General features: G+C 59.6%; 23 protein-coding genes. 5 read left to right on the top strand and 18 right to left on the bottom strand.

The features are described 5' to 3' along the window. Positions 1-92 precede the first annotated feature (92 nt). The 9 genes from WCX18_RS00330 to WCX18_RS00370 form a co-directional block, all read right to left on the bottom strand. Positions 93-1,283: a hypothetical protein gene (locus WCX18_RS00330; protein WP_345988594.1), complete on the bottom strand. Its 1,191-nt coding sequence runs from the start codon at positions 1,281-1,283 to the stop codon at positions 93-95. A gap of 10 nt (positions 1,284-1,293) precedes the next feature. Next, entirely contained in the window at positions 1,294-2,628 is a 1,335-nt protein-coding gene (locus tag WCX18_RS00335; protein ID WP_345988596.1) for a cytochrome c, read from the bottom strand. Between the two features lie 361 nt (positions 2,629-2,989). Beyond that, positions 2,990-3,766: a TOBE domain-containing protein gene (locus WCX18_RS00340; RefSeq protein WP_345988597.1), complete on the bottom strand. Its 777-nt coding sequence runs from the start codon at positions 3,764-3,766 to the stop codon at positions 2,990-2,992. Between the two features lie 88 nt (positions 3,767-3,854). Beyond that, the gene (locus WCX18_RS00345) at positions 3,855-4,901 is read right to left on the bottom strand and encodes a HAMP domain-containing sensor histidine kinase (RefSeq protein ID WP_345988599.1); all 1,047 of its coding nucleotides are present in this window, start codon (positions 4,899-4,901) and stop codon (positions 3,855-3,857) included. Next, on the bottom strand, positions 4,888-5,523 hold the full coding sequence (locus WCX18_RS00350) for a response regulator transcription factor (protein ID WP_345988601.1): 636 nt from the start codon (positions 5,521-5,523) through the stop codon (positions 4,888-4,890). Before WCX18_RS00350 ends, WCX18_RS00345 begins: the two co-directional genes overlap by 14 nt. An 8-nt stretch (positions 5,524-5,531) precedes the next feature. Beyond that, a complete protein-coding gene (locus tag WCX18_RS00355) occupies positions 5,532-6,353 on the bottom strand; it encodes a hypothetical protein (protein WP_345988603.1) in 822 nt (273 codons plus the stop codon). Further along, positions 6,350-6,706 carry a hypothetical protein gene (locus WCX18_RS00360; RefSeq protein WP_345988605.1) on the bottom strand — a complete coding sequence of 119 codons (357 nt, stop codon included), beginning with the start codon at positions 6,704-6,706 and terminating at the stop codon, positions 6,350-6,352. The genes WCX18_RS00355 and WCX18_RS00360 overlap by 4 nt, the downstream gene beginning before the upstream one ends. Positions 6,707-6,763: 57 nt before the next feature. Next, the gene (locus WCX18_RS00365) at positions 6,764-7,657 is read right to left on the bottom strand and encodes a cation diffusion facilitator family transporter (protein WP_345988607.1); all 894 of its coding nucleotides are present in this window, start codon (positions 7,655-7,657) and stop codon (positions 6,764-6,766) included. A gap of 6 nt (positions 7,658-7,663) precedes the next feature. Next, entirely contained in the window at positions 7,664-9,619 is a 1,956-nt protein-coding gene (locus tag WCX18_RS00370; protein ID WP_345988608.1) for an LTA synthase family protein, read from the bottom strand. 179 nt (positions 9,620-9,798) lie between these two features. Here WCX18_RS00370 and WCX18_RS00375 point away from each other — a divergent pair, with 179 nt between their 5' ends. Next, positions 9,799-10,968, top strand: a complete 1,170-nt coding sequence (locus tag WCX18_RS00375; protein WP_345988610.1) for an MFS transporter — start codon at positions 9,799-9,801, stop codon at positions 10,966-10,968. A 42-nt stretch (positions 10,969-11,010) separates the two neighbouring features. Here WCX18_RS00375 and WCX18_RS00380 read toward each other — a convergent pair whose 3' ends face one another. Further along, a complete protein-coding gene (locus tag WCX18_RS00380; RefSeq protein WP_345988611.1) occupies positions 11,011-11,193 on the bottom strand; it encodes a DUF2892 domain-containing protein in 183 nt (60 codons plus the stop codon). 144 nt (positions 11,194-11,337) lie between these two features. Between WCX18_RS00380 and WCX18_RS00385 the strand changes: the two genes are divergently transcribed. Both WCX18_RS00385 and WCX18_RS00390 read left to right on the top strand, forming a co-directional pair. Then, complete coding sequence (locus WCX18_RS00385; RefSeq protein ID WP_345988613.1) at positions 11,338-13,140, top strand: menaquinone biosynthesis decarboxylase; 1,803 nt, start codon at positions 11,338-11,340, stop codon at positions 13,138-13,140. Further along, positions 13,137-13,871, top strand: a complete 735-nt coding sequence (locus WCX18_RS00390) for a phytanoyl-CoA dioxygenase family protein (RefSeq protein ID WP_345988614.1) — start codon at positions 13,137-13,139, stop codon at positions 13,869-13,871. The genes WCX18_RS00385 and WCX18_RS00390 overlap by 4 nt, the downstream gene beginning before the upstream one ends. A gap of 132 nt (positions 13,872-14,003) precedes the next feature. Here WCX18_RS00390 and WCX18_RS00395 read toward each other — a convergent pair whose 3' ends face one another. The 8 genes from WCX18_RS00395 to WCX18_RS00430 all read right to left on the bottom strand — a co-directional run bounded on the left by WCX18_RS00395 (position 14,004) and on the right by WCX18_RS00430 (position 19,265). Continuing rightward, positions 14,004-14,642, bottom strand: a complete 639-nt coding sequence (locus WCX18_RS00395) for a hypothetical protein (RefSeq protein ID WP_345988616.1) — start codon at positions 14,640-14,642, stop codon at positions 14,004-14,006. A 291-nt stretch (positions 14,643-14,933) separates the two neighbouring features. Continuing rightward, positions 14,934-15,524, bottom strand: coding sequence for a hypothetical protein (locus WCX18_RS00400; RefSeq protein WP_345988618.1), 591 nt, complete (start codon positions 15,522-15,524; stop codon positions 14,934-14,936). 371 nt (positions 15,525-15,895) lie between these two features. After that, on the bottom strand, positions 15,896-16,126 hold the full coding sequence (locus WCX18_RS00405; protein ID WP_345988620.1) for a thioredoxin family protein: 231 nt from the start codon (positions 16,124-16,126) through the stop codon (positions 15,896-15,898). 12 nt (positions 16,127-16,138) lie between these two features. Next, on the bottom strand, positions 16,139-17,122 hold the full coding sequence (locus WCX18_RS00410; protein WP_345988622.1) for a hypothetical protein: 984 nt from the start codon (positions 17,120-17,122) through the stop codon (positions 16,139-16,141). A gap of 9 nt (positions 17,123-17,131) precedes the next feature. Beyond that, positions 17,132-18,076 (bottom strand): permease, encoded by a 945-nt coding sequence (locus tag WCX18_RS00415; RefSeq protein ID WP_345988624.1) that lies wholly within the window; start codon positions 18,074-18,076, stop codon positions 17,132-17,134. Beyond that, positions 18,077-18,484 carry an arsenate reductase ArsC gene (locus WCX18_RS00420; RefSeq protein WP_345985614.1) on the bottom strand — a complete coding sequence of 136 codons (408 nt, stop codon included), beginning with the start codon at positions 18,482-18,484 and terminating at the stop codon, positions 18,077-18,079. Next, positions 18,481-18,807, bottom strand: coding sequence for a metalloregulator ArsR/SmtB family transcription factor (locus WCX18_RS00425; RefSeq protein ID WP_345990819.1), 327 nt, complete (start codon positions 18,805-18,807; stop codon positions 18,481-18,483). The genes WCX18_RS00420 and WCX18_RS00425 overlap by 4 nt, the downstream gene beginning before the upstream one ends. A 2-nt stretch (positions 18,808-18,809) precedes the next feature. Further along, positions 18,810-19,265, bottom strand: a complete 456-nt coding sequence (locus WCX18_RS00430) for an ArsI/CadI family heavy metal resistance metalloenzyme (protein ID WP_345988626.1) — start codon at positions 19,263-19,265, stop codon at positions 18,810-18,812. Positions 19,266-19,437: 172 nt separating this feature from the next. On the opposite strand from WCX18_RS00430, the gene WCX18_RS00435 reads away from it, so the two are divergent. Next, positions 19,438-20,178, top strand: a complete 741-nt coding sequence (locus tag WCX18_RS00435; protein ID WP_345988627.1) for a DUF4395 domain-containing protein — start codon at positions 19,438-19,440, stop codon at positions 20,176-20,178. Between the two features lie 9 nt (positions 20,179-20,187). Then, a complete protein-coding gene (locus WCX18_RS00440; protein ID WP_345988628.1) occupies positions 20,188-20,895 on the top strand; it encodes a cytochrome c biogenesis protein CcdA in 708 nt (235 codons plus the stop codon). Positions 20,896-20,898: the final 3 nt, after the last annotated feature.

Genomic DNA, 20,898 nt, shown 5'->3' on the forward strand with positions numbered 1-20,898 from the left:
AGTACAAGGAGGCAGGGCACGTGGAGTGCCCCGGAAGCAATGGACTGTCCTGCAGGAAGGTTCTCCCGGGCGCGGGCCCGGAAGTGTGGGTGTCACGCGAAGCTGTTTTTGAAGACGGTGAACATGCCCCAGCCGAAATAGACCAGACACCACACGATCAAAATAGCGAAGGTGGAGTTGGCCAGCCTGGTGACGAGGGCGTCTTTGCTGGCGTCGAAGACCCCTTCGGACTTTCCGGCCCTCCACGCCAGCGTCGCGATGAACGCGACGCCGGTGAAGCCGAGGAAGACGAAGGTGAGCAGGAACATGACGACGGAGGGCCAGTCGATGTTCATCGGGTAGTCGTAGACGGAGTAGCCCAGGTCGCCCATGATCTGGAAGCGGATCAGCTCGCGCATGCCGGAGATCAGCAGGGCGACCACGACGAGCCAGAGGGTCGTCAGGTAGCTCCGCTTGACGAAGTGGATCATCACGAGCAGGAGCAGCACGGAGACGACGATGGCAAGGGAGAGCGGGTTGAGCAGCAGCCCCTCCATAAACATCCAGACGACGAAGAGCGCGGCGCTCGCGAGCAGACCGATGGACGCGATAGTCGTGCCGAGGCTGCGGGCAAAGGCGATGTACTCCTTCGTGAAATCGTTGCGCGTGCTCAGGAAGTCGCTGTAGTTCTGCAGGAAAATGCCGACGACGGGGGCACTGAGCGAGACCATAAAGAGCAGCCGGACCGGATGCATGTGGAAGCTGAGCCCGGAGGTGTCGACGACGCCGCCCGGGGCATACCACCCCATCCACTCGTTGGGCTGGATGGACTCGACGGAGAAGACGTGCATCAGCACGCCGGCAAAGACGATGAACGCAAAGCTGACCAGGCCGATCGCTCTGCCCCCGCCTTTTTTATTGGCGTAGTAGAACCAGTAGAAGAGCATATAGCCGACGATCAATGCGTAGATGAACGCGAAGACCCAGATGCCCGAGAGGGCGTTGGTCACGTACCAGTTGGGGTCGTAGATGACCTGGGTAAAGAGCAGCGGGGCGATGCCCAGCAGGATGGCCAGCGAGATGCTGATCTTTCCGGTCTGGATCATGTGCGCTGTCAGGAGCTTCCAGTCGGCGCTCCTTTTCTGTTTTCCGCTGCCCGCAAGCGAGAGCGTGATGCTGCCGATGGCGAGCAGGACAAAGGCGGCGTGCAGCGCCCACGTCAGGACGTAGAGCGCCTGAAAGACGACGGGGTAGAACGGGACCCCCGCGGGGTCGCGGAGGGTATTTAACAGTGTAGCATCCATAGGCATCTCCTTAGTTGGTTTGGGTCGCTATCCAGGCGGCCATGGCGTCGAACTCGGCGTCGGGGAGGTCGATTCTGGGCATATAGGGGATGGCCCCCGTCGCCAGCGAGCCCTGCATGAAGGCCTTGATCATCTCTTTGTCCTGGCCGGCGAATCTCTCCATCAGCGGGCGGAACTTGGCGCCCGGCTCCAGTGCGTGGCAGTTGGAACAGGCGAGCTTGGTCAGCAGCTGGCCCGTTTCGAGCCGGTTCTCCGGCGTGATCGTGCGCAGCCGGTCGGGGATCCAGGGATTGACCTGCAGCAACCCTCTGTCGGCGACAATTTCCACTTCGCTTTTGATCCCTTTGCCCGGGACGTCCCGGCTGATGATCTGGTTGCTGTAGATGTAGCGCCCGGCGACGTAGGGTTTGCGCAGGCTTTCACGCAGCTTTTCGCCCGGCCAGAGGCCGACCACGGCGATGACAAAGAGCATGACGATCGCCAGCGAGCGGCGGACGTACTGCGGTTTGACAATCGCGAGGAGGAAATAGAGCGCGAAGGCCACGATAAGGATGATCCGCGTCGTCAGGATGGAGGGGAGGTAGATCCCCAGCAGGATGTCCGCGCTCTCTGGCAGCGTCTTGATGTACCACATGAAGAAGAAGAGCACCAGGAAGCCGCCGAGGAGGCTGACGTAGCCCATTTTGCGGGTCAGCTCATTGGAGACCTCCTTGTTTTTCATTGCGCTGGAGATGATCAGCCCGATGACACCGGCCATCATGATCATGAAGCCGATGCGCAGGAACATGTGCGGGAAAGTGTTGACACCGAAGAAGGCGTCGCTGGCCGATCCCGTCTGGTAGAAGGCGTCGTTGCCCGGCCACATCATGAAGCTGATGATCCCGATGATGAGCATCAGGGTGCCGACGGAGGCCAGTGCGAAGGTGTAGGTCAGCTTCAGGTGCGTTTTGCGGTCGATTTTATCGATGAAGTAGACCAGCGCGAAGACGCCGATGACCTCATAGATGAAGAAGACCCACTCTGTAGCCCAGACCCAGACGAAGTTGTGGATCAGTGCGCTGATTCCCCGCGGGCTGGCCGCCGTGGCCGTATACCAGATCCCCGGACCCGTGATGGAACCGATGACGTAGGAAAAGATCAGCAGGAACATGCCGTACTTCTTCATATAGTCATAGAGGTCGGTGCGGTTCTCCTTGTACGCCTTGTGCGCCAGGAAGGCAAAAAGCAGTGCGGCACCGACGGAGGTGTGCGAAGCCAGAATATGAATGGTTCCGGTGATTCCCATCAACCAGGCAGAGCCGATATCGGGAAAATAGAAAAGTGGAAACATGCCAATGAAATCCATCCGTTTCTCCTCAAACAGATAATCCCGGCAGGGGAAAAAGCCCCTCCGGGATGATTCCATAGGTAGCACTCGGGTGGGCTGGCCGCCCAAAATGCGCCTATTGGAAAAAACAACATTTGATTCGTCATAGGGATATGGCACAATAAAATGTTGCAACACAACACAAACATACCTGTCTGTCATCGCCAAATTGTCGACAGGTATGCTTCTTCATCCGGTTAAAACTGCTTCCTCATTTAAAACAATTCTGAAATATGGGAAACGGAAAATAATAATCAACTGATATTAATTTTGTGTTAAGGGGTGTTCCGAAACGAACGGTAAGGGGATAAGAGGGTGTGCGGGGCGCCGTGCAGCCGGTTCAGGCCCCGATGATGATGTGGTTCTTTGCGACGGTGGCGTAGGCTTCCATCGACGTTTCCAGGGCGTCGCTGGCGTCGAGGTCCGTGACGCCGATCAGTTTGGACCCCCCTTCGAGCTGGAGGGTGATCTCCGCGTTTTCGCTGCTGCGCTGCAGGGAGGTGATCCTGCCCTTCAGGATATTGACGTCGCCGGTGGCTTCCGGTGCGGCCCGGCTGATGGCGACGTCGCTGGATTTGATGATGGCGTAGGCGTCGCACCCCTCCTCGAGCCCCATGTTGCGTACCGACGTCGAGGTGATGACGGAGTAGAGGGTGTCGCCGCCGGGGAGCTGCAGGCGCAGTTCGGAACGCAGGCCGTGGGGCGTGATGGTGCCGACGCTGCAGGCGATCTGGTTGCGTGCGCTCGTGGTGAGGAACGTACGCGAGAGGATGCGGGCGAGCCGTTCGGGGTCATCCCCCGCTTCGGCGAAGCGGTTGATGAATTCACGGTGCAGCTCCGCGAAGCGCTTGTAGGTGGCGATGAGTTCGTAGGCGTGGGCGGTGAGGACCGTCCCGCCGCCGCCGCGCCCGCCCGTGGTCTTTTCGATGATGGGGCGGTCGGCAATGTCGTTCATGGCGTTGACCCGCTCCCAGGCCGCCTTGTAACTCATCTTCATTGCCTTCGCCGCGGCATGGATGGAGCCGGTCTGGGCGATCTTCTCGAGCAGTTCGATGCGCCCGTTGCCCAAGAAGTTCCTGCCGTCCTTGCGCAGCCAGAAGCGTCCGTCTATCTGCATGGGATGCCTTTGGAGGAGATCACAGGGAGGGGAATCGGCGGCATGGGGTTCCTTGGCGAATGATTTGACGGGCTTATTATAACAGACGCTAACGCGCGGTTTGTTCAGGCGGCAGAGTGCAGGTGAAGGTGACGCGGTTTTCGGCCTGGGTGACGGCGATGGCGATCCGCTCCTCGTCGCAGAGTTTTTTGACGATGTGCAGGCCTATACCGATGCCGCGTTCGCTCTCCTTGTAGAAACGGTCAAAGAGGTTGCGGGGCGAACGGATGGGTACCGCCGCGGTATTGGTGATGCTGAAGGTGCCCCCCGAGAGCGCCAGCGTCACTTCACCCTCCTTGATGTTGTATTTGGAGGCGTTGGAGAGCAGGTTGTCGACGATCCGCGTCAGGGCGTCGGGGTTGGCGGTCAGCGTCGTCGGTGCGAGGTCGGCGTGAAAGGCGAGGGAGGGGTAGAGGCTTTCGAAAAAGGCCAGCCGTTCCGCCACGAGGGTGTCGAGCCGGAAGGTGTCGCGCTGCTGCGGCAGGCCGCCCTGGTACTCCTGGAGGTTGCGGTAGAGCATGCCGATCAGCTTGGCGCTCTTCTCGATGCGCCGGACGGCTTTGTCCTCCCGGTTCAGCATCGAAGTGTTGATCAGGATCGCGCTGACGGGGGTGTTGAGATCGTGGATGATATCCTTGATGAAGCGGTCGGTCAGCTCCAGGGCGCCGCGCAGCGGGCGGAGAGTGTAGCGGGCAAACCCGAAGGCCATGGCGCCGACGACGGCGGAGAGCAGCAGCATGAAAAGGAGGTAGCGGCCCATCAGCGCCCGGGTCTGCTCCCTGAAGTCCGCTTTGGGGTAGTAGATCTTGAGCAGGTAGCGCTGATTGGCCGGGAGGGGGAAAAGGGCGTAGAGCGTTTGGCCATCCTCTCGCAGCTCCAGCAGGGGCGCTTCCGTCTGTTTGGGGACGAAATCGAGGGAGAACTTCTCCCCCTCGAAGTTGAAGTTGAAGTTTTTCATCTCCAGGAATAGCTGCTGTTTGAGGCTGCCGACGTCCTCGCGGTAATTGTGGTAGAGCAGGAATCCGATCAGGATCTCGATGGTGACGAAGTAGAGCGCCAGGCTCTTGAAGAAGGATTCTCTTTCAGAGGCTTTCAAGACGGTACCCCACGCCGCGGACGTTGGTGATGTCGATGCCGAGCTGCTGTTTGAGCCGGCTGATGTGAAAACGGAGCGCCTGGTCGGTGGGCTGTTCCAGCAGCTCCAGCAGTTCGGTCTTGTCGATGGTCTGGCCGACGTTGGTGATGAGCAGGCGGAAGATCGCCGTACGGATCTCCCCGAGATCGACGCTGCGGTTGTTTTTGCTCACCCGCCCGTCGGCCGGGTTGAAGGTGATCTCCCCATAGCGGAGCTGGCGCTCCAGCTGGTGGGTGCGCGCTTTGATGCGCAGCAGGAGCTCGTCGATGTCGAAGGGCTTTTTGAGGTAATCCTCCGCCCCCGCGGCGAAGCCTTTGGTCATCGAGTCGATGTCGCGCAGGGCGGAGATGAAGATGGCCGGGGTGCGGTCCTCGGCGTCGCGCAGGGCGCCCAGCAGGTCGAAGCCGTTAAGCAGGGGGACGTTGATATCGAAGAGGTAGAGGTCAAAGGGGGTGTCAAAAGCCGTGTCGGCGGCGGCTTCCCCGTCAGTGACCCAGACGGTTTCATGGCCGTGCCGCTGTAGCAGGTCCTGCAGGGATTCCCCCAGGACCGGATCGTCTTCGAGCAGCAGAATCCGTGCCATACGTTCTCCTAGAAGCGGGCGAAAATCATGATGCCGGCGGCGTGGTCGCTGGCCGAATCACTCAGCCCCAGGCTGTAGTTCACCTTTAACGAGAGTGTATCATAAAGCGGGAAGATCCCCATTGCGGAAAGGGAGCGCAGGTCCGGGCTGTCCGGGATATACGACTCCGAATAGTCGTATGAAAAGCTCAGGCTGCTTGCCGGCGTCGGGTAGAAGGTGACGCCGGCGGAACCGAAAGCGATGTCCGGGTACTCGGTGGTCTCGCTGTCGCCCGTCACGGTGTAGCCGTACTGTGCAAAAACGTCCAGCGCCGCAAAACGGTAAAGCCCGGTGAGGGAGCCGCCCCAGTCGTTCTCGCCCGTGCCCGTCCCCGTTTCGGCGGTGGCGAGCTTGAGATGCACGCTTGGTGTGACAAAGAGGTTTTCGGTGAGACCAAAGGCATAACCGGCGCCCAGGAAGGTATCGGAGAGGCCGCCGTCTTCGCTGTCGGCAACGGTCGGGTCCGCCGTGCCGTAATGGTAGTAGCTGACAATACCCGTCACATAAAAGTCCCCGATGTAGAGAGCCGCCATCGCATCCGTGGCAAGGGAGTCGACAGTCTCTGTCCCGCCGTAGCTGCCGGTCGCATAACTCATCCCTATCCCCGCCAGAAAGGTGACGGCGGTTCCTTCATCCGGCGCGCAGCCGTCCGCCCCCACCGTCATATCAAAGGCGGTGCCGGGGCAGCGGTCGAGGGTGTCGGGGACGCCGTCAAGATCGCTGTCGCGCTCCGCGGGGGCCGCGTAGAGGGCTGCAGCGAACAGCGCCGTGCTCAGGAGTAACCGTTTCATCGTCCCGGCTGTCCCGCACGCGGTTGCTTCTGCTGTTGCTGCATCTGTTGCATCTGCTGCTGCGTTTTGAGCTGCTGGCGCATCTGCTGTTGAATGGCGGCTTCGTTGCCGTCTGGTTTCGGTTCGGCCGCGACGGCTGTCCCGTTCATCTGCATTCTGCTCTGAAGGGCTTCCAGCGCTTCGTTTCGCTGCTGCTGGTTGAGCTCGCGCATTTTGAGCTTGAAGGCGTTCATCTTCTCAAACCGCTCCGCTTTGGGCGCGTTGATGACCGCATCGATCATCGTGTCGATCTCTTCGGCTTCGGCGGCGAGCAGGGCCGTACAGAAGACCAGAATCGTTAGGAAATACCGCATGACTGCTCCTTTTTGAGTGTAGTATCGCACAGAAGTGTGAGCGGCGCGTGAGTCGGCTCAGCGGATCAGCCGCTTGTCGTCGTCACGCCCGTATTCGCACTGGAAGGTCGTATGGGTGATGCCGAAACGTGCATGCAGGCGGTTTTCCAGGGCTTCGACCGCTGCGGTCGTGCGGGAAAGGGGAAGGTCCTCGGTGAAATCCAGGTGGGCTTCGAGGTGGATGGCATGGTCGCTGAGGCGCCAGAGGTGGATGTGGTGGATCCCCGCAATGGCAGGGTCGTCGCAGACGGTATCGGCGACGGCCTGCAGGTCGACCTGGGGCGGGGCGAACTGCATCAGGACCCCCGTGCTCTCTTTGATGAGGCCTGCGGAGGCGGCAATGAGGTAGAGGGCGATGATGATGGAGATGAGCGGGTCGACCCAGTAGAGCTCCCACAGGGCGATGGCCACGCCGCCGATGACGACGGCGACGGAGGTCAGCACGTCGCCGAGCAGGTGCAGGTAGGCGGCGCGGATATTCATATTGGCGCGGGCGTCGGATTCGAGCAGGAAGATGCTGCCGCCGTTGACGACGATGCCCAGAAGCCCCATCCAGATCAGCCAGGAGGAGAGGACGGGTTCGGGGTAGATCAGCCGCATGACGGAGGCATAGACGAGGTAGACGCCTATTCCCGCAAGCACCGAGGCGTTGAAGAGCGCGGCCACGATTTCGGCCCGCTTGTAGCCGAAGGTACGGCTGCTGTCGGCCGCTTTATGGGAGATGCGGTGCGCGAACCAGCTGATCAGCAGGGCCATGACGTCGCTGAAGTTGTGCAGGGCGTCGCTGAGCAGGGCCAGGGAGCCGGCCATGATGCCCCCGACCACCTGGGCGACGGTGATGAGGACGTTGAGGACGACGGCGACGAGCAGCTTCGCGCCGCTGATGTCGTGCGTGTGGTGGTGGCCGCTCATCGGAGGTTACTCCGCGCTGCCGGGCGCAGCTTTGAAAAGCTTTTTCTGGTAGAGGTCGTTGATGACGTGGATAAAGGCCGTCGTATCCCGTTCGAGCTCCGGATCGTGCGCCGCGGGGGTCAGGTGGTCCTCCGCGGAGAGGTCGAAGGTCAGCGGCGGGGTGTCGGGCTGGACGACGGCGAGCTTGTCGCCGTTGCGCAGGGCGTACATGTCATGGAACTGCATCAGGACCATCTCTTTCTCGGGGTCTTCGAAGATCGATTTGCCGAGAACCGGATAGGTGAGGTCGATACCGACGGCGTCGAGGGCCGTGGCCAGGACGTCGGGCTGGGTGGAGCGCTTGGCGACACGCTGGGGTTTGATGCCGCCGCCGAGGATCATCCCCATGATGCGGTATTTGGGGACGGGGATGAGGTCATCGCCGTAGGTACGGACGTTGTGGTCGGCGAGGATCATGAAGACGGTATCGTCGTAGTACCCTTCGCGCTTGGCGTCGTCGATGAGCTTCCCGATGGCGTAGTCGGCGAACTTGATGGCGTTCTCGACGCTGTTCTTCGGTTTGCCGGGGATCAGGTCGATGCGCCCGCCCGGGAATTCGAAGGGGGTGTGGTTGGTCGTACTGAAGAGCACGGAGACGAAGGGTTTGCCCTCGGCGTGCCACTTGGCGAACTCTTCGTTGGCCCGGACGACGAGGTCCTCGTCGCAGACGCCCCATATCCCGGCAAAAGCGGGATTTTTGAACTTAGGCTGATCGATCAGGACATCAAAGCCGTTGCCGTAGAACCAGCCGCGCATATTGTCGAAGTTGCTGGCCCCGCCGTAGATGAAGCTGCTGCGGTAGCCATAGGGTTTGAGCAGCGAGGCGACGGTAAAGAAGCCCTCCTGGGATTTGTTACGCTTGACGACCCCTTTGCCCGGGACCGGAAGGAAGCCCGAAACGCTGCCGGCGATCCCACGGACGCTTCGGGTGCCGTTGCTGTAGAGGTGGTCGAAGAAGAGGGAGTCATTGGCCAGGCGGTCGATATTCGGCGTGACCCCTTTTTCGCCGCCGAGCGCGCCGACGAACTGCGCGCCCAGGCTCTCCTGCAGGAAAATGACAAGGTTTTTCGGCTTGGCGGCGGGGAAGTGGGTCTTCTGGGTCCGCAGGAACGGGTCCTCCATATTACCGACAGGGATACGCAGCTGGCGTGAGACCCGCCCATAGGCTTCGTCCAGCGGCATTTTGCCGTATTTACTCATGACGACGCCGTGCTTCTTCTGCGAATAGTAGGCGTAGCCGATGCTGTAGAGGCTGTTTTTCGTGATCTCGTTCACGACGTGAGAGTCCGTATAGACCGCGAGGGAGATATTGGCCGCGCGGTGGCTGAAAGAGGAGCGGATGCCGATGAAGAGCACGGCGACCAGGGGCAGGAGCATCAGGAGGCGGAAAGGCCATTTGATCTCGAAAACGACTTTGAACGTGTCGCGGGTCAGGGTCCAGAAGAGGTAGCCCGCCACGGCCATCATAACAGTGGCCACGAGGAGCTTGAGCTTGTAGGTGGCCCAGATGTTGCCGAAGACCTCTTTGGGGTAATCGAGGTAGTTCAGAAAGATGTCGTTCGGACGGACGTCGAATTCGGCGAAGAAGGGGAAGGTCGCGTTTTCGATGAACAGTGCTGTCAGCAGGAAGACGAGTAGGTAGAGACGGACAAAGGTACGTACCTGGCTGCTGATCATCCGCGGGACGGTAAAGAGCAGAAGGACCGGCAGGGCCAGGATGATGCAGGTGACGATCGTGTCCATCTGCAGGCCGAGGAGGAAGCTGAACCAGTGGTTGACACCCGCATCGGCGATCCGGTCGTAATAGAGCGCAAACAAGAGGGCCCGTCCGCTAAAGAAAATGGCAATGAAAAGCAGGTAAAAGGCGAACAGCTGGCGCAGCGATGCGACGATGGCCTGCCGTTGGGTAAGCGGTGGGTGCATTCTTCTCCCCTTGGGTGTGTTACATTTTTAAATATAGAATAATACCCGATTCAGATGAATGCGGGGCGGAGGGGTGCCGCGGCCCCGCCGGAAGGGCGTCTTATGTTACGGATAAAACGCCGGGTACGGCGAAGGGTTGTCCCTCCTTGCGTATAATGCGCTTCACAAAAAGGCCGCTTATGTATGATTCCGTCGCCCGCCATGTCAAACTCTCGCTGCTCCTGCTCGCGACGATGGGCGTCATGTCCGGGATCTCCATCGTCGCGGCCCTGCCGCTGATCAGCCACCACTTCGCGGACGTTCCCCACATCGCGTTTCTCTCCAAGCTGCTGCTGACCATTCCCTCGCTTGTGATTGCCGCGGTCGCGCCTTTTGCGGGAATGATCGTCGACCGGTTCGGCCGCCTGCGTCCACTGCTGACGGGCGTCGTGCTCTTTATTGTCGGCGGCAGTTCCGGCTTTTACCTGCAGGATTTCGAAGCGGTCCTCGCCGGGCGCGCCCTGCTGGGACTCTCCGTTGCGCTGATCATGACCGCATCGACGGCGCTGATCGGCGACTACTTCGATGAAAGGGGGCGCCACCGCTTTATGTCCATGCAGGGGATGGCCGTGGGGCTCGGCGGGATCGTCTTTATTATCTCCGGGGGGTATCTCGCCCAGCTGGGGTGGAACTACCCCTTCGCCATCTACCTGTTGCCGCTGCTCTTCCTGCCGCTGCTCCTGCGGTCGCTCTATGAGCCCAAAAGGCTCCATACGCACGGTGAGGAGGCCGCGGCGGTATCGCCGAAGCTGCTCCCGGTCTACCTCAGCGCGTTTTTCTCAATGCTGCTGTTTTACATGCTGCCGACCCAGATGCCCTACCTCGTCATCGATGAGCTGCACGGCACCCCCAGCAGCATCGGGCACTTCGTCGCCTTCGCCCTGCTCATCAACGCCCTGACGGCGCGCCAGTACGCGCGGATCCGTGCACGCTTTGATTACGCCCAGATCTTCGTCATCATCTATCTCTTTTTCGGGACGGGGCTGCTGGTGATGTCGCAGGTGAGTTCCCCGCACCAGCTCTTTTTCGCCTCGGCCTTCATGGGGGTGGGGTTCGGGCTCGTGATGGTCAACATCAACGCCTGGCTGCTCTCACTGGTGCCGCCGCAGCGCCGCGGGCGTGCCGTGGGGATACTGACGATGAGTTTTTTCCTGGGGCAGTTTTTTTCGCCCATTCTCTTCCAGCCCATTGTGGCTTACGCCGGCATCCAGGGGCTTTTCCTGATCATTGCGGGGGTGTCGTTCATGACGGCGGCGGTGCTTTATGTCAAAACGTTTCTGAAAAAGGGTGCGGGTTCTGCGGAGGGGTGAGGGAAAGGGGAACGGATCGCCGCTCCCCGGTGACATCGGGGTTTAGATGATGTTGCACTGCCCGGTCACTTTGCAGAGCGGACAGAAGTTCATAATACCGGCGACGAGGGGGATAACGCCGAGGTAGAACCAGGGGTTGCCGCTGTAGGCACCGTAGCCGATAAGGGCGGCACCGAGGAGAATACGGAAGGGGCGGCAGAATTTGCGAATCTTGACAACGTTCATAAAGGTCTCCGTTTTTTTGCGGAATTATAGCGCAGGGGGTGCGGTCGTAATATTAATTATTTCAATTAGTCATACTGCTTTCAAAGTGCATCCCCTGTTCTTATGTAGGTTTTTTAGAGTTGCTCTGGGATACAATACGGAATTATGAAGATTTTTGAGACGCTCTCCCCCTGGATCAGGACCATCGACGAACCCCTCGACGTCAACCTCGAGATCCCGCATATCGCCTATGCGGAGATCAAGAAGGCCGAGCCGAAGATTCTCGTGTTCACCCACCCCGTTGACAAGGCACTCGGCAAAACCTACGATATGCCTGTCGTGATGAACATCTTTGCCAACGACGCCGTCGTCGAGACGATTTTCGGCGCGACGCCGGACGCCATCGCGGCCAAGGTGCAGAAGGCGCTGAAACTGAAGCCGCCCAAATCGCTCTCGGACAAACTGGAGACCTTCAAGTTCCTCTTTGACCTGCGCAATGTCTTTCCCAGACGTCTCAAAAGCGCGGGGGCCTGCCAGACCCGGGAGATCGCAGATCTCTCCGAGCTGCCGATCCTCAAGACCTGGTCCGACGACGGCGGAAAGTTCATCACGATGGGACAGGTCTATACCCAGAGCCTCGACGGCGAGATCCACAATGTCGGCATGTACCGCCTGCAGGTCTACGACGATAAACGGCTGGGGATGCACTGGCAGATCCACAAGGACTCGAACCACCTCTTCCACCAGTACAAGAAAGCCGGCCGCAAGATGCCCGTCTCCGTCGCCATCGGCGGCGACCCGCTCTACACCTGGTGCGGCACCGCACCGCTGCCCCACGGCATCTTCGAGCTGATGCTCTACGGCTTCGTGCGGAACAAGCCGGCCCGCCTGGTGAAGTGCCAGACGAACCCGATCCACGTTCCCGAAGACGCGGATATCGTCATCGAGGGGTGGGTCGACCCGGAGGTGACCGAGATCGAGGGGATGTTCGGCGACCATACCGGCTACTACACCCTCAAAGAGCCCTACCCGGTGCTCGAGGTGAGCCGCATCACCGCGAAAAACGACCCGGTGTTCTACGCGACCGTCGTCGGCAAGCCGCCGCTCGAGGACAAGTACATGGGGCTGCCGACGGAGCGGATCTTCCTGCCGCTCCTGCAGACGCAGGCGCCGGACCTCAAAGACTACAAGATGCCGGAGAACGGGGTGTTCCACAACCTGATCCTCTGCAAGATCGCGCCGCAGTACCCGGGCCACAGCCTGCAGATCATGCACGCGCTCTGGGGCGTGGGGCAGATGAGTTTCGTCAAGCACGCCCTCTTCGTCGACGAAACGGCCCCGGAGCTGGGGGAATACGAGGCGCTGACAAAGCATATCCTCGACCGCCTCACCCCGGAGGCCGTGACGATCACGACGGGGATCGTCGATGCCCTGGACCACTCGGCGAGCAGGCCCCTCATCGGCGGGAAGCTCGGCATCGACGCGACGGGTGACACCGTGGAACGCACCATCGACCTGCTTGACGACACGGCGCTGCTGAAGAAGGTGAAAACGATCGACAGCGACGTCGTCGCCCTGAAGCAGTACATGACGCAGAGCGCAAACCCGGTGACGGTGATCCAGTACGAGAAGAAGCGCCCGGCGCGCGAACTCTTCGAGGCGCTGAAGCCGCTTAGCGGACACATCGCGATCGCCGTGTTCGTTGACACGCGCCAGAACGACGTGAACAACCCCTACATGCTCGTGTGGCGGGTGACGAACAACATCGATGCGCAGCGCGATGTCTGGCTGGAGGAGATGATCGGTGTCGACGGGACCAACAAGGACCCGATGGACGGTTTTACACGCGAGTGGCCCGGCGACGTCGTCTGCGACGCAGACGTCTTTGCCGACCTGCGCGCACGGGGCCTGATCGATCTTGACGACGAGACGATCGACCGATACCAGTTGGTGGGAGAGAGCAAATGAAACTGAGTGAGGAGCAGCTGGCGCAATTCGAGCGCGACGGGTACATCCTGCTGCGCGGCTTTGTGGACAAAGCGCGCTGCGAGGCGATCCTGGCGGCAGCCAAAGAGGAGATCGAGGCGCGGACGCCGCCGATTGAGACGGAAGGGGAGTATACGGGTTCGAACAACTCGACCCTGCGCCGCCTGCGCCAGGTCTATGACCGCCGCGAGATTTTCCGCGAGTGGATGACGGACAAGGAGATCCGCCCGATGCTGGCGCAGGTACTGCACGACACCCCGGTCCTGACCCTGGCGCACCACAACTCCATTATGACGAAGATGCCCTCCAAGAGTACGGAGAGCCGCTGGCACCAGGACCGCCGCTACTGGCACTTTGAGAACGACAACCTCGTAAGCGTCTGGCTGGCACTGGGCGAAGAGCGTATGGAGAACGGGGTGCTGGAATTTATCAACGGCAGCCACAAACTTGAATACCGGCCGGAACAGTTTGACACCGATACCAGTTTTATGACGGGGCTGCCGGAAAACGACGCCCTGATCGCGAAGAAGGTGCATTACGACCTGCACGAAGGCGACGTCATCCTGTTTCATTGCCGGACACTGCACCACGCTTATGACAACCAGACCGACGAACCGAAGATCGCTTTTGTCTATACGGTCAAGGGCGCTTCTACCAAGCCCATTCCCGGTACCCGCTCCGCCGAGTACCCCGAGGTCGTGCTCGAGGTCTGACCGCTCTTTTCTTTCCTCTTAGGAAGGGGCAAACCGCTACGGCAGTGTTTGAAACGCGGCAAAACGGTAGGGCCGATAGTGATAGATGATGGTGGGTGAAAAAGAGGTGCCGGCGCCGGGGGCGCCGTGTCGTTATTTGACGCTGACGACGATGGGCGCAGAGGTTTTATGCGCGCTTGAGATGTGGCACTCGCGTGTCGGGTAGACCGATACGTTGGCGGCGACACGGTAGGTACCGCTGTTCATGGCGGTAACGTTATAGATCACTTCCGAACCGTTCGGATGGGCGCGCAGACACTCGACGGCAGGCGCATCCGTGACAAATCCGAGGCCGCTGAACGTCACCTGGACACCGTGGGCATCGCTTCCCGAAAGCGGGAAGTCTTTGGCCTTGACGATGACACGCAGGCTGACCGGTTCACCGACGACGACTTTCTCTTTGTCCGGAACAAGTTCCACCGTGTATTTTTCAAAAGGGCTGTCGGCAACGGGGGCCGGGGCGGCAAGCGTCGGCATCGGTGCCGGCTCCGGTTCGGCGACGGGAGCCGGTTTGGCTTTGGCGACGGCTTTCGGTTTTTTCGGAGTAGGTTTCGGTGCCATCGGCAGCGGAACCGGTTCGACTTCCGGTGCATTGGGTTCATTGACAATGCCGAGGACTTCCGGTTCTGTCACCTCACTCTGTGCTGCCGGCTCCGCATTTTTGAGACAGCCGCTGAAAAGCAGGCTGACGGCCAGAAGGCATCCTGCATGCCGCACATACTTTTGAATCATGTTCTTCCTTTTCTCTATGAAATTGGGCCCGGTCCTCTCACCTCCCGTGCCCACCAGAAACCTTCGAAATCTGTCTACATACCTAGTTATATGTATAGTTTAAAGATCCCAAAAGGTCATTATTATATCACAGCGGCAACAAAATCTTGCAAATTTTTAAAAATATTGGAAGCCTTGGAACGAAAGGTGATAAATAAGTAATACTGATGTGCAGAAAGGATGTTGCGATAAAGGGGGCTTATAGAGGATTGGGCGGCACAAGGCGGGCAAAGCGCCGCCTCTGCAACCTGATTATTTGACGGTGACCGTCAGAGGGTTCGACATTTTCGATACGCGTGAAGCATTGCAGTCGCGGGTCGGGTAGAAGGCGACGTTTGCAACGACATCATAGGTGCCGGCATTGGCCGCCGTGACGTTGTAGATGATGTCCGATCCGTTCGGGTGGACCCGGAGACATTCGGATGCCGGCGGGTTGGATGCAAAGCCCAGCCCGTTGAAGGTGACTTTGACCCCGTGGGCCTCATGGCCGGTCAGCGGGAAGCCGTTTGCTTTGACGTGGACGTAGAGACTGACGCTCTTCCCGACGGTGAGGGCGGTTTCATCCATGGCCACTTCAACATCGTAAAGGTCACAGGGTTTCTCTTCGGCCGGTGATGCCGCTGCCGCTGGAGCCGCTTTAGGGGCTGCTTTCGACGCGGCCGGTTTCGGTGCCGCTTTTGGTTGTACAGCCGGTGCTTCGGCCATAGTTGCTACCGGTGCTTCAGACGGCTGTTCCGCCGGGGCGGGCTGCGGTGCCGGCTCGGCATTCTTCGTGGCGACACAGCCGCCGAATAACATGCTGACGGCCAAAAGGCACCCTAACTGCTTCATGCGATGGTTCATACGTTTCCTCCTCCATGGTTCGGTATGGCCCGGGGTGTCGGCCCCGGGAAAGCAGAAACCTTTAATAAGTTCCATTTGTGATAACTATTTTATAGCATTAAAAGTTTCCTAAGTCATTGTATCACAATTAAAACAGTTTATGACAATTATTCAAAAAACATTGCAAAAAAATGCATGATGGTAACAGCGGAAGGATAGGGCGACAGGTCGAATCGTCAGTGGAAGGTGGTTGCTGATTGGATAAACAGGTGTTACTGCCGTCTAAACAGGCAGCAAGCGGACGGTTTTGCAGTCAAAACGGAGACGTTAGCCTGCGTGAGCGCCGGCTGTCCGGCAATGAAGCTACCCGGACGGGAGGTACCGGAAGCGGCTTAGGCGATCATCGCCAGGATCTCATCGACGCTCGGCACCCGGCCCGTCGACTTTACCTCGCCGTCGATGACCAGCCCCGGGGTGCTCATGACCCCGTAGGCCATGATCTTCTGCAGGTCGCTGACCTTCTCTACCTGAAGGAATCTGCCGCTCTTGGCGACCGCCTGCTTCACTTTCGCTTCGAGTTCGTTGCACTTGCTGCAACCCGTGCCCAGAATTTCGATTTTCATTACGTTTCTCCTTTAATGGCTCTGTTTGATCGTATCGTAGAACGGCTCGACCGGGCCGGAAACGACGTAGGCGCCTACGGGGCCGGCCGCGGCGAGGAAGCGCGGGTCGAGATGGGAATTCTCATGATCGTACATGTTCTCCCAGACGCCGTGCATGATGTAGCTTCGGGCATCGCCGTCGGCAAACGCGTTTTGCAGGATCTCGGTCGTCACCGCCTTGCGGTAATGGCTGTTCTGCGCCGTACCGGCCTGGCCGTGGGGATACCGGTCGTCATACCCCGCATCGTGAATGTCGGGCCGGAAGGTTTGCTGCGCGGTACTCAGAAGGCGCGCGACTTTCTGATTGAAGGCTTCGCGGTTCGCGTCTTTGATCATGACGTGGTTTTCAACGGTGACGTAGCGGTTTTTCACTTCGTCGGACTGGTGTTGCAAGAAGGTCCTGATCTCATCGGGGGTCGAGTAGATCTTTTGGCGGTCCCCTGCGGCTATGGTCGTGTAGATCCCTTCGTAGTAATCAAGCTTGATCGGCGTCTTGGTCGGAGGCGTCGTCGGTTTGTAGGCAAAGAGCGAGGGGACGATCTGCTCGGCAAACCACGCCTGCACCTGGGAGGCGATCAGCGCATCGTAGGAGTCGAAGCGGATAAAGAGCGTATAGAAAAGCGGGAGTTTCGGGGAAGTGGGATGGCCGTTGCCGTCGGCGTACCCGCGGTCGAGTACCCCTTTGAGGTGGGCGGGGTAGTTGCGCACCATGGTCGACTCCCCCGTCATCTGTTTGAAAGAGAAGCTCAAAAAGCCCTGTTTCCCTTTCAGATAGGAAGAGAGTCCGTCGATGTTGCCGTGTACCCGCTTCTTCTCGGGCATCGGGACGCGAAACTCATAATAGAGCGTCACGGCCCCCTCGGGTTTTTTCTCCGCGGTTGCGGCGTACGACGTTGCGGGGAGGATGGCCGCCCCGGCCATGACCGCACCCATGCCTAAAAAGTTTCGTCTCTCCATAATGACTCCTTACAAGATGATGTTGAACAGATAGCCGACGCCGATGATCCCGACGCCGATGATGCCGAAGAAGGTGGCGATGAGCCTGGTGTGCAGGATCTGCTTGAGGATGATCGCTTCGGGCAGGCTCAGCGCCGTCACCGCCATCATGAACGACAGCGCGGTACCCAGCAGCATCCCTTTCTCCGTCAGGACCTCGACCAGCGGCATGACGCCGGCGGCCGAGGCGTACATCGGGATGCCCATCACCGCCGCGACGGGCACGGCGTACCAGGCGTCGCCGCCGGCGTAGTCGGCGATGAACTCCGCCGGGACAAAGCCGTGAAACCATGCGCCGACACCGACGCCGGCCATGACCCAGAGGTAGATCTTTCTGAAGATCTCCAGGGTCGCTTTCCAGGCGTCGCCGGCACGCTGGGCCAGGTTCAGCGACGTCGCCGCCACATGGAGGTCGCCCTGCATCACCGGGACGTCCAGCAGTACGTACCGTTCCGCTTTGGTCCGGCCGATCAGCCAGCCGCCGATGATCGCCACGGCCAGCCCGAAGCCGATGTAGAGCGCGGTGATCTTCCAGCCGAAGAGCCCGAAGAGCATGGCGATGGCGATCTCGTTGTTCAACGGGGCGGAGATGAGAAAGCTGAAGGTGACGCCGACGGGGATGCGCGCCTGCAGAAAGCCAAGGAAAAGGGGGATCGCCGAACAGGTACAAAAAGGGGTGATGATCCCGAAGAGAGCGGCCAGGATGTTGCCGGTGAACTCTTTTTTCCCCGCGAGGTAGGCCCGCACCATCTCGGTGTTCATCCAGGTGCGCAGGAACGACACGGCGAAGATGATGGTGATCAGCAGGAACCAGATCTTGACCGTATCGTAGAGGAAAAAGTGAAGCGCGTCGGCGAACCGCCCCTGAAGGTGGAGCGTCTCGTAGACGAAGGCGCGGCTGAGGTCATGCCACATCTAGCAGAGCTCCGCTTTGACGATGGGCAGCAGCTCCCGTTCGATCAGGTCGAGGGTTTTGGCGTATTCCGCTTCGGCTTTGCCCGAGGGGTCTTCGAAGCCGACGTGGATCGTCTTGACCGCCTTGGGGAACATCGGGCAGGTCTCTTTGGCGTTATCGCAAACGGTGACGACAAGGTCGAAAGCGTTGTTCAGAACTGTTTCGATCACCTTGGAGTGGTACTCCTCTTTCCAATACCCTTTGGATTCAAGCAGGGCCTGGGCGTTGGGGTTGACCTTGCCGCTGGCCTTGACGCCGGAGCTGAACGCTTCGACGCAGTCGCCGAGCTTGGCGTTGATCAGCGCTTCGGCCATAATGGAGCGGCAGCTGTTGCCGGTACAGAGGATCAGTACTTTCTTTTTGCTCATAGCTTACATCCTTGGTCAGTTTCAGAGAGTTTTTGCAGTTTCGGCAGGTCGATGCCGAGGTGCCGGATCTCCTCGAGCGCTTCGCTGCGGAAGCGGTCCAGGGGAAAACGGATGGCATAGTAGGCCCAGGTCCCTTTGCGCTCGACCTTCAGGAAACCCGCCTCTTTGAGGATCTTGAGATGGCGCGAGAGGCGCGACTGGATCATCTCCAGTGAGCTTTGCAGGTCGCAGACGCAGAGCGGCCCGTGCTCGTCGAGGAAACGCAGGATCAGCACCCGCGTCTCGTCGTTGAGGGCCGCCACGCTTTTGAGGAAGACGTCCATGCTCAGCAGCCCCCGCCTGTCGACCACTTGCCGTTTTCGGAGAACGTCGGCTGGCAGCAGCCCACCCCGCCGGTAAAGGCGTCGCCGCCGAACACCTCGATCTGATCCATCGTATGGTAGTTCTCCCAGATGACATCCTGGGGGTCCTGGACCCAGTACTTGTTCGACGCGGCGTAGCAGCACTGCGCGCCGCTCTGTATCTCGCCCGCAATACCCGCGGCGATCAGACGGGCCTCGGTCTCGGCGACGGCTTCGTCACTGTCGAACTGCAGCCCCAGGTGGTTGAGGCCGCGTTTGCTTTTGCCTTTTGAGATGGCGAAATTGACGGCGGGATCGTCGATGAGCCACTGCAGGTAATCCGCTTTTTCCTTCGTCGGTTCCGCGCCGAACAGGGCGGTGTAGAATGCCCGGCTTTTGTCGAGATCGTCGACGGAGATATGGATGTGGAGACGTTTCATGCTGTTTCCTTTCGCCGTTTGGATAACAGCATTGTAGCCAATCAATTTACAAATATCAAGATATATTGATTTATTGGCCTGAATGTGCTATAGTTCCCGTCATTAAAGAGGCGTCCGGTCATGACGGAAGCGTTTGGCCGCGATGCGTGCCTCTGAATTCAAGGAGAAAAGCGTGGATATTAGAAGCTTCTTCGCTTACGGTGAAAAGGTGCCCGGCTACGAGGTGGGCATGCTCAATGAGAGAGAGGCGCGCGCGGCGGCGGCGATTCTGTTTGTCGGCGCTTTCCTGGGACTGACGAACGGGGTGATGCTGGGCACGGCGGTCTTTTCGAAATACTTTGTGACCTTCTTCGCCGTCGATTTTACGCTGCGTATCATCCAGCCCCGCTATGCGCCCAGCCTGATGCTGGGGCGTTTTTTCGTCCGGAACCAGAAACCCGAGTACGTCGGGGCCGCCCAGAAGCGTTTCGCCTGGATCCTGGGCTTTCTGCTGGCCTGGCCGATGTTCTACTACCTGGTCATCGATTTCCAGCCCAACCCGCTCAAGGTACTGGTGTGTCTCATCTGTATGGCGCTGCTCTTTTTTGAAGCGGCCTTCTCCATCTGCCTGGGGTGCAAGATCTACGCCTGGATCAAGCGCAAAGATCCGAAATACTGTCCGGGCGGCGTCTGCGAGATGAATTATAAAGAGCCCATCCAGACCTTCTCGCTGGCGCAGAAGCTCATCCTCGTCGCCACCGTGCTGGTCATGGGGTACGGCACCTACGCCTATTTCACCAAGCTGCCCGACCGGACCATCTTTGTCAAAAAGATGAAAATGCTGATGATGAGCCAGGCGGAGCTCGATGCGTTGGAGGCGGCCAAAGATCAGGCGGAAGAGGACGCCTTCTTCAGCGACGACGACGATTTCTGATCCCGCCGGATGATGCTTGAACAGAGTCTGGCCGAACTGGTCGGCCACTACGGTTTTATCGCCCTTGTTGCCTCCTTCGGCATCGGGGTATTGACCTCACTGGCGCCCTGTTCCATCATCACGCTGCCGCTGCTCATCGGCAGCGTGCTCGGTCTGTCCGCGGAGATGACCCCAAGACAGAAACAGCGCTTTGCGCTCTACTACTCCCTGCTTTTTGTCACCGGACTCGTTATCAGTTTTTCCCTGCTCATGCTGACGGTGGCCAAGGCCGGGGCGCTGCTCAGCGTCGCGCCCTTCTGGGCCTACGCACTTGCCGCGATGGCAACCTTCCTGGTTACCGCCTATGCCATGGGGTGGCTGGGGCAGATCGACAAGGCGCTTATTGCCGGCCGGCTGCTGAAGTTCAAGCTGGCGGGCGCGCTGATTATCGGCATGATCTTCGGCCTGGTCAGCACGCCGTGCGCTTCGGCGCCGCTGGCGGCCATCATCGCCGTGGCGGAACAGAGCGGCTGGGTCTACTCGTACGCCCTGGTGCTGCTCTTTGCGCTGGGGCACGGTCTATTGCTGCTCGCCGCGGGGATCTCCCTCGGGTTCGCCCAGCGGATGGCTTCGAGCCCGCTGTTGGCGAGGATTGCAAACGGGGTTAACGCCCTTTTCATCCTGCTGCTCGCCGCCATCGCGGTCTACCTGGCCTACCAGGCCTATCTTGTCTATTAGGGA

The sequence above is a fragment of the Sulfurimonas sp. HSL1-2 genome (assembly GCF_039645565.1).
In the GTDB taxonomy this organism is placed as follows: Bacteria; Campylobacterota; Campylobacteria; order Campylobacterales; family Sulfurimonadaceae; genus Thiomicrolovo; species Thiomicrolovo zhangzhouensis.